General features: G+C 63.5%; 5 protein-coding genes. 1 reads left to right on the forward strand and 4 read right to left on the reverse strand.

The annotated features are described in order from the left end of the window. Positions 1 to 1,169: 1,169 nt before the first annotated feature. The 3 genes from ilvC to EUC46_RS12045 are packed head-to-tail and all read right to left on the reverse strand — an operon-like array spanning position 1,170 to position 4,513. Positions 1,170 to 2,201, reverse strand: coding sequence for a ketol-acid reductoisomerase (gene ilvC, locus EUC46_RS12035; protein ID WP_128774402.1), 1,032 nt, complete (start codon positions 2,199 to 2,201; stop codon positions 1,170 to 1,172). A 9-nt stretch (positions 2,202 to 2,210) separates the two neighbouring features. Further along, a complete protein-coding gene (gene ilvN, locus EUC46_RS12040) occupies positions 2,211 to 2,723 on the reverse strand; it encodes an acetolactate synthase small subunit (RefSeq protein ID WP_128774403.1) in 513 nt (170 codons plus the stop codon). Positions 2,724 to 2,728: 5 nt separating this feature from the next. Then, positions 2,729 to 4,513, reverse strand: a complete 1,785-nt coding sequence (locus EUC46_RS12045; RefSeq protein ID WP_128774404.1) for an acetolactate synthase large subunit — start codon at positions 4,511 to 4,513, stop codon at positions 2,729 to 2,731. Positions 4,514 to 4,829: 316 nt separating this feature from the next. On the opposite strand from EUC46_RS12045, the gene EUC46_RS12050 reads away from it, so the two are divergent. Further along, positions 4,830 to 6,443: an aspartate:alanine exchanger family transporter gene (locus tag EUC46_RS12050; RefSeq protein ID WP_128774405.1), complete on the forward strand. Its 1,614-nt coding sequence runs from the start codon at positions 4,830 to 4,832 to the stop codon at positions 6,441 to 6,443. A 103-nt stretch (positions 6,444 to 6,546) separates the two neighbouring features. On the opposite strand, the gene EUC46_RS12055 is transcribed toward EUC46_RS12050, so the two are convergent. Next, positions 6,547 to 7,851, reverse strand: a complete 1,305-nt coding sequence (locus tag EUC46_RS12055; RefSeq protein ID WP_128774406.1) for a threonine/serine exporter family protein — start codon at positions 7,849 to 7,851, stop codon at positions 6,547 to 6,549. Positions 7,852 to 8,037 lie beyond the last annotated feature (186 nt).

Consider the following 8,037-nt stretch of genomic DNA (forward strand, 5'->3'; position numbering starts at 1 on the left):
GACCACCACCATCCGACGCTTCATCGACACCTACAACAAGACCTGCAAACCCTTCTCCTGGACCAAGCCCGCCGACCAGATACTCAAGAAAGCCAAGCGCCCAACTACTTCAGAAACACGACACTAGATCGATAACTAAAGAGTTAATACAGTTGTCAATTAAAGGTCGAACAATCCCGAAAAGTAGACAATACAGGAGAAGCAGAATGATTGACCGACAGCTCAGAAGAATAAACGTAAAAAGGCAAAGAAGCGCATCTACCACCAGAGAAGCGCGGAGGCAATGGATTTCCCCGAAGCGGATAACAAGGCCAGAAACAATCGTTGCTGAAAATATGGTCGGGGCAATGCTCAGAAAACCAATGGCAGCGGTCTGCGTGACAGTTGCGCCCACAGAGACCGCAAATAGCATGAATATAGTAGAGCGGAACGCAAGCTCGAACCTTGTTAAACAAGCGACAATAACAAGCAAACGAAATTGTTCAGGCATTCAAGTCGCCAATCGAAAGTTAGCGAATTACTGAGCTTCTTCGGAACCGGCGGTGCGACGTCGACCACCTCACCGCCGTACAACATCCGCCTCAATACTTGACGAGCGTCAATCGATTTAATATCTCATCTTCCGTATCTCTCGGCTGCCAATTCTCTGCCGATATGGCTTGACTCCGCCCGACCAGCGATTCGCTCCGCACATTGAGATTCTCTCACGGGGGTGGGTGGCGAGAAAACCTTTTTGTATACGTTGCGCGCCCGCTGTGGGCGAGCAGATCGATCAGCGTTCGAAGTAGTTGCGCCGAGGTCGATCGCATCGGATCGAGACACTCTTTGGGAAATCGAATTGTCTCGGACGAATCGAGTCAAATTTGCGATGACTGATACTGCTTGATGAAGCCGCCCGCACGCAGTCCCTTAAGTCAGGTCCTAAGTCTTCACGCAATCCCGTGATCACGCACGCCCTAGTCCGGGGCGCCTCGGTTAGTGCACGCGATAGGGTCGGATCTGGACGAATACGACACCCAGGACCCGCACAAATTATGCATAGGATCCGGAACGAGGCGATCAACCAGTATGGGGTGACCGGTGTTTCTCGGACAATGGTCTTCCCACTATTGTCCGAGAAACGCCGGTCACCCCACCTGACCTCGATCAGGGCGATGCGGACGGCGGCCTCAGCGGGCCACGGAGCCCTCGGTGTAGTCCTTGTCCACCTCGGCACGCCAGGCGAACATGGAGCGCACCTGGCGGCCGGTGGTCTCAATGGGGTGGGATTCGCCGGCGGCGCGGAGCCTCTTGAACTCTGGGGCGCCGGCGGCCTGGTCGTCCATAAAGCGCTTGGCGAAGCTGCCGTCCTGGATATCGGCCAGGACATCCTTCATGTGCGCCTTAACATCGGGGGTAATGACGCGCGGCCCGGAGATGTAGTCGCCGTACTCGGCGGTGTCCGAGCAGGACCAGCGCTGCTTGGAGATACCGCCCTCGTTAATGAGGTCCACAATGAGCTTGAGCTCGTGGCAAACCTCGAAGTAGGCCATTTCGGGCTGATATCCGGCCTCGACCAGGGTCTCGAAGCCGTACTGGATGAGCTGGGAGACGCCGCCGCACAGCACCGTCTGCTCCCCGAAGAGGTCGGTCTCGGTCTCCTCGCGGAAGGTGGTCTTAATGGCGCCGGCGCGAGTGCCACCAATGGCCTTGGCGTAGGACAGAACCAGGGGCCAGGCCTGGCCGGAGGCGTCCTGCTCAACGCACACGAGCACGGGGACACCGCGTCCCGCCTCGAACTCGCGGCGCACGGTGTGACCGGGCCCCTTGGGGGCGACCATGACCACGTCAATGTCCGCGGCCGGCTCAATGTAGCCGAAGTGGATATTGAAGCCGTGGGAGAATAGGAGGGCGGAGCCGGGCTTGATATTGGGCTTAATCTGCTCGGCGTAAAGAGCTGCCTGAACCTGGTCGGGGGCCAGGACCACGACGACGTCGGCCCAGGCGGTGGCCTTGGCAATGGGCTTCACCGGCAGGCCCGCCTCCTGGGCCTTGGCCACGGAGGCGGAGCCTTCACGCAAGCCGACGACGACCTCCACGCCACTGTCACGCAGGTTGAGTGCGTGGGCGTGGCCCTGCGAGCCGTAGCCAATGACGGCGACCTTCTTGCCCTGGATGACCGACAGGTCGGCGTCGTCATCGTAGAACTTCTCAGCTGCCATAGTGGTTCCTCACTTCTCCTTGAGTTGGTCGGTGATGGATCGGGGACCGCGCGTAATGGCGACGGCGCCGGACTGGACGATCTCCTTGACCCCGTAGGGCTGCAGGGCCGCCAGCAGGGCCTTGACCTTGGACTCCGATCCGACAGTTTCAATGACCACCGAGGTCGGGGATACGTCAACCACATGGGCGCGGAAGAGGTCGACGACCTGCAAGACCGCAGTGCGGTTGGAGTCGTCGGCCCGTACCTTAATGAGGTATAGCTCGCGGTCGACCGAGGTGGAGGGGTCGAGCTCGACAATCTTGAGCACGTTGACGAGCTTGTTGAGCTGCTTGGTGACCTGCTCCATGGCCAGCCCTTCGGCATCGGCGATCACCGTAATACGCGAGATGGACTCGTGCTCGGTAGGGCCCACGGCCAGAGAGTGAATATTGAAGCCCCGCCGGGTGAACAGGGCCGAAACTCGCGTGAGGACACCGGGCTTGTTCTCAACCAGGACGGACAGCGTGTGCTTCTCGCTCACGTCTCTCACTCCTCTTCCCATGCCGGGCTCATACCCCGGGCGTGCTGGATCTCGTCATTGGACACGCCCGCTGCCACCATCGGCCACACCTGAGCGTCCGCAGAGACAATGAAGTCGATGACCACTGGGCGGTCGTTAATGGCATTGGCCTGGGCAATGACGTCGTCGACGTCCTCCAGGCGCTCGCAGCGCAGGCCCACAGCCCCGTACGCCTCGGCAAGGGTGACGAAGTCAGGGATGCGCTGAGTGCCGGCGCCGGTGTGCAGGTCGGTATTGGAGTAGCGCTGGCCGTAGAAGAGGGTTTGCCACTGGCGCACCATGCCCAGTGAAGAGTTGTTGATCACCGCGACCTTGATCGGGATCTCATTGAGGGTGCAGGTGGCCAGCTCCTGGTTGGTCATCTGGAAGCAGCCGTCGCCGTCAATGAGCCACACGGGCCGCTGCGGCGCGGCCCTCTTGGCGCCCATGGCGGCCGGAACGCCATAGCCCATGGTGCCGGCGCCCGCGGAGGTCAGCCACGAATGGGGCCGGTGGAAGTGCAGGTAGTGGGCGGCCCACATCTGATGCTGCCCCACGCCGGTGACCCAAATGGTGTCCTCACTGGCGGCCTTGTCCAGGTGGGTAATGACCTCTTGAGGCTGGAGCAGGCCATCGTCGGTGTCAGTCCAGGTGGTGGGGTAAGTGGCCTGAACGCGGGCCACCTCCTGCAGCCATGGCTCAATGGGCGTGCGCTCCTCGTCCGCGAACTGGGCGCGCAGGGCGGAGGTCAGGGCCGGGACCACCTCGGCCAGGTCGCCGACAATGGGCACGTCCGCGGTGCGGATCTTGGAGATCTCGGCGGGGTCAATGTCCACGTGGATGACACTGGCCAGGCGGGCGAAGGTCTCGGGCTTGCCGGTGACGCGATCATCGAAGCGAGCACCCAGGCACACCATGACGTCAGCCCGCTGGAGGGCGCCCACCGCGGCCACCGTACCGTGCATGCCGGGCATGCCCAGATTCAGCGGATGGTCGGTGGGAAGGATGTCCAGGGCGGTGAGCGTGGTGGTGAAGGGGGCTCCAATGAGCTCGACCAGCTCGCTGAGCTGCTCGGAGGTGACCGCGGCGCGGCTCAGCCCGCCGCCCAGGTAGAGCACGGGGCGCTCCGCGGAGGCAATGACCTCGGCGGCCTGAGCCAGGCGGCGCTGGTTGGGCTTGCCGGGCGGGCGGTAGCCCGGCAGGTCGATCGCCGGAGGCCAGTGGAACTCGGTCATACCCACCTGGGCGTCCTTGGCGACGTCAATAAGGACCGGTCCAGGGCGTCCCGTCGAGGCCAGGTAGAAGGCCTCGGCGACGCGGGCCGGAACCTCCTCAGGGGTGGTCACCAAGAAGGAGTGCTTGACGATCGGCATGGTCGCACCGACGATATCCGCCTCCTGGAAGGCGTCGGTGCCAATCGCCCTTGAACCCACCTGGCCGGTAATGGCCACCATGGGCACGGAGTCCATGTGGGCGTCACCAATGGCGGTAATGAGGTTGGTGGCGCCGGGCCCGGACGTCGCCACGCACACGCCGGGACGGCCGGTCACCAAGGCGTAACCCTCGGCGGCGTGCCCGGCACCCTGCTCGTGGCGCACGAGCACGTGACGGATCTTCTCGCTGGCCAGCAGCGGGTCGTAGAAGGGGAGGATGGCGCCACCGGGCATGCCGAAGATGTCGGTGACCCCCACCTCCTCCAGGGCGCGCACGAGCGCCTCCGCGCCCGTCATGACCTGCCCCTCATACGCCGAGGGAGCGTCCTGGCGTTCCATGTTCACCCTCCTGTGCGAGTACACGGGACCGACCTGATGGTCGACTGATCCCAAGGTAGGCGCAGTCCAGGATGTGGGTCACTTTCACCGGCCTGACGTCTCACATCATGGGATCACGGAGGTGGTGGCGGTTGGCTGCGACGAGGCCCCCAGCCGCTGGTGCACCTGCCGCCAAAGGGAGCCTTCTCACATGTCGTGCCCACGGCCTTAGGTCCGGGCAAGGACACGGGTGCGCACGCGACAATAGTGCCGTTCCCATTAAACGCTCCCCCGTCAGGCAGCGACGACCGGCGGGACTGGAAGGCGGCACTCTCTCGTGGTCACAGGACTGCTCCATCACCTGGCCGAGAACCCGGTTCTCGTGCTTTTCTCCCTTATCGGCCTGGGAATGCTCGTGGGCCACGTCAAGATCAAGGGGGTGTCCCTGGGGGCGGCCGCCGTGCTCTTCTCCGGGATAGCACTGGCCGCATGGGGAGTCTCGGCCGGTGTGACCATTGAGGTGCCCCCATCGCTGGGAATCCTGGGCCTGGCCATCTTCACTTTTGCGATCGGCGTCCAATCGGGCCCCAACTTCTTCCACGTCATCCGTACCGCCGCCGGCCCCCTGGCCCTCATGCTGGCAGTGTTCCTCGCCGGTGCCGTTGCGGCCGTCGGTGTGGGCAGGGCCCTGGGCATGGACTCGGCCCTCATAGCCGGGACCTTCGCCGGCGCCATCACCAACACCCCGGCCCTGGCCGCCGCCGGGAATGCCGCCGTACTGGCCGGCAATCCCGACGGTGCGGCGATCGCCACCGTCGGCTATGCGGTGTCCTACCTCTACGGCGTCATTGGCATGCTTTTCTTCTGCCTGCTGGCCCTGCGCTACCGCCGTTCAGACAAGGACGCCCCCTCCCCCCTGGTCAACCGTACGGTGCGCGTTGAGCGAGAGGACTCCCCCCGCATTGGCGACATTGCCGAAACCATTTCCGGGGAGCTGAAGTTCTCCCGGCTGCGCCACGGAGAGACCGGCCCGATCACCCGTCCGACCAATGACGTGCGGGTTAACAAGGACGACCTGGTCACCGTTGTCGGCACGCAGGAGGCCGTCAACCAGGTGATTACGGCCCTGGGCCACGGCTCCTCCCACTCTCTCATCGAGGACCGCAAGTACCTGGACTTCCGGCGCATTACGGTCTCTGACCCCAAGCTCGCCGGACACACCGTGGCCGAGCTCGACATTGACACGAAGTTCGGCGCCACCATCTCGCGTGTGCGCCGTGGCGATGTTGACATGGTCGGCACTCCCGACCTGGTCCTCCAGCTCGGCGACCGGGTACGCGTGGTGGCCCCCACGGGCCGCATGGTCGAAATCTCGAAGTTCTTCGGGGACTCCGCCAGGGGCTTGAGCTCGATTAACCCAGTCACCCTGGGCCTGGGAATGGCCATTGGGATTGTCATTGGTGAGTGGAAGTTCCTGACTCCCACGGGTGCAACCTTCTCAATCGGCTCGGCCGCTGGAACCCTCCTGGTGGGGCTCGTCTTCGGCAGGATCGGACGCATTCGCAACTTCGTGACCGCCCTGCCCTTCACTGCCACCGCGGTCCTCAGCGAATTCGGCCTGCTGGTGTTCCTAGCCCAAGCCGGCACCCGTGCAGGTGGCCAGATCGCCAATGCCTTCACCGGCGGGGACTGGTGGAAGATCCTCCTGACCGGCGCCGTTGTCACCACCATTGTGGGCGGTGGCCTGTACGCCTCCATGCGGTGGCTGGTGAAGATGGGCGGCACGCGCTTGTCCGGTCTTATTGGTGGCGCCCAGACGCAGCCAGCCGTGCTGGCCTTCGCCAATGAACGTACGGGCGCCGACCCGCGTGTGGCCCTGGGCTATGCCATGGTCTACCCGGTGGCCATGATCGTCAAGATCTTTATCGCCCAGATTCTTGGGGGCCTATGAACCCGCCCGTACCACTCCCCCGCTGCAGGGTGGTACGGGCGCGGGCGGGCCGCACCTCGGTGACCAGTCCGGGTTTTGGCGCCGCCTCGATAAGAACCGTTCTTTAATGATGCTGCCCGACGCCGTCGTCCTCGGCCTCAGGAAGCGCAATGTGCTCAGAGGTGGAAACATCGTGACGCCAGTTGGGATCGGTGAGAATACGGGCCATGGCCAAGCCGACTCCTATCGCGGAGATCACAAAGAATACTTCAGCCAGACTCCCCGCCGCCGTGTCGATGGCGACGGTAGCGTCCACAGCCCGATTATTGAGCGCGGAGATCGCCCGGTAGAAGGGGACGCCGGGGATCATAATGACGACCGCCGGCACGGAGAGGGACACGCGTGATAGGGAGACGCGCGACACAAAGGCCTGCGCCAATAGTCCAACGACCACTGCGGCCAGTCCCACAGCCAACTGCCAGGGCACACCGAGTTCGTCAATGAGCACTAGGCGTCCGGTATTCGCCGCCGCGCCGACTATGGCCGCCAGCAGGCACGCGCGCGGCGCGGCATTGAACAGCATGGCGAAACCGTATGCCGCCACGAACGAACTGAGGCAGCGCAAGGCGTACAGGGTCAGCCCGGTGGGCAAGGCGCTCTGCGTGGCCTCCACCTCCCAGTGGAAGACGTAGGTGACAGTCCACACCGACACCGCGGCCGCGGCCATGACCGTGAGCACGTACGCCATCCGTGACAGCCCGGAAGAGAAGTCCTGACGAACCAGGTCCAGCAGGGCGGTGACCATGGGGAAGCCCGGAACCAGGAAGAGGATCGCTGATACAACGCCACCTTGATGGTTTCCGCTTATGACACCCGTTAGGTTTCCTAAGGTCACAATACCCATATAGATGGCGGAGGCCACCGTCCCGCACACGATCCAGGTGAAGAAGTGCTGGTAATGGCGCTCAAGCATCTGCCGGCGGACGACCTGGCCGATTGTCGCCGCGACGAGGACTGCCAGGCATTCGACCCAGCCTCCAGCGTTAAGGAAGCAGAATCCGGCGCAGGCCACGCCCGAGGCCAGTGCGTTGGCGACCGGCCCGTAGAGTCCGTGCATGTTCTCGACCTGGTCGAGCTTGGCGTCAAGGTGCTCGACCGTCTCATGGGCGCGCAGGTCGTGGACAATGCGCCTCAGCGCTTCCAGACGGTTGGCATTAACCCCTACATGCCGCACCTCGCAGGCCTCCGTGCGGAAGCGGGACCCGACGTAGGAGGAGGTGACGATCTCCGTCATCGTCACGGTCGCCTCATGACGGTCTATGCCCACAGCCGATGAGGCCCGGGCCATGGCCGACTTCACCCGGTAGGAGCTGGCGCCCGCTGCCAGCATGAGCCGGCCGAGTCTGAGCACGACGTCGGACTGCAGCATAAGGCGGTCGGCGTCGAGCTCGGGGGCGGAGTAGTCAGGGTCGTCGGGGCGCTTGCCTTTAGTCACGTTCACCATGGTCTCGTATGGTGGCGTGTTTGGGGTGGTTCGAAGGTCCGGGTTCGTGGTTGTCGCGTTTGATCGCCCCAACAGAACGACGCCCCGAACCGCGGCGAAGCGAGATCGCCT

The organism is Actinomyces oricola, from assembly GCF_004104015.1.
GTDB classification, from domain to species: Bacteria; Actinomycetota; Actinomycetes; order Actinomycetales; family Actinomycetaceae; genus Actinomyces; species Actinomyces oricola.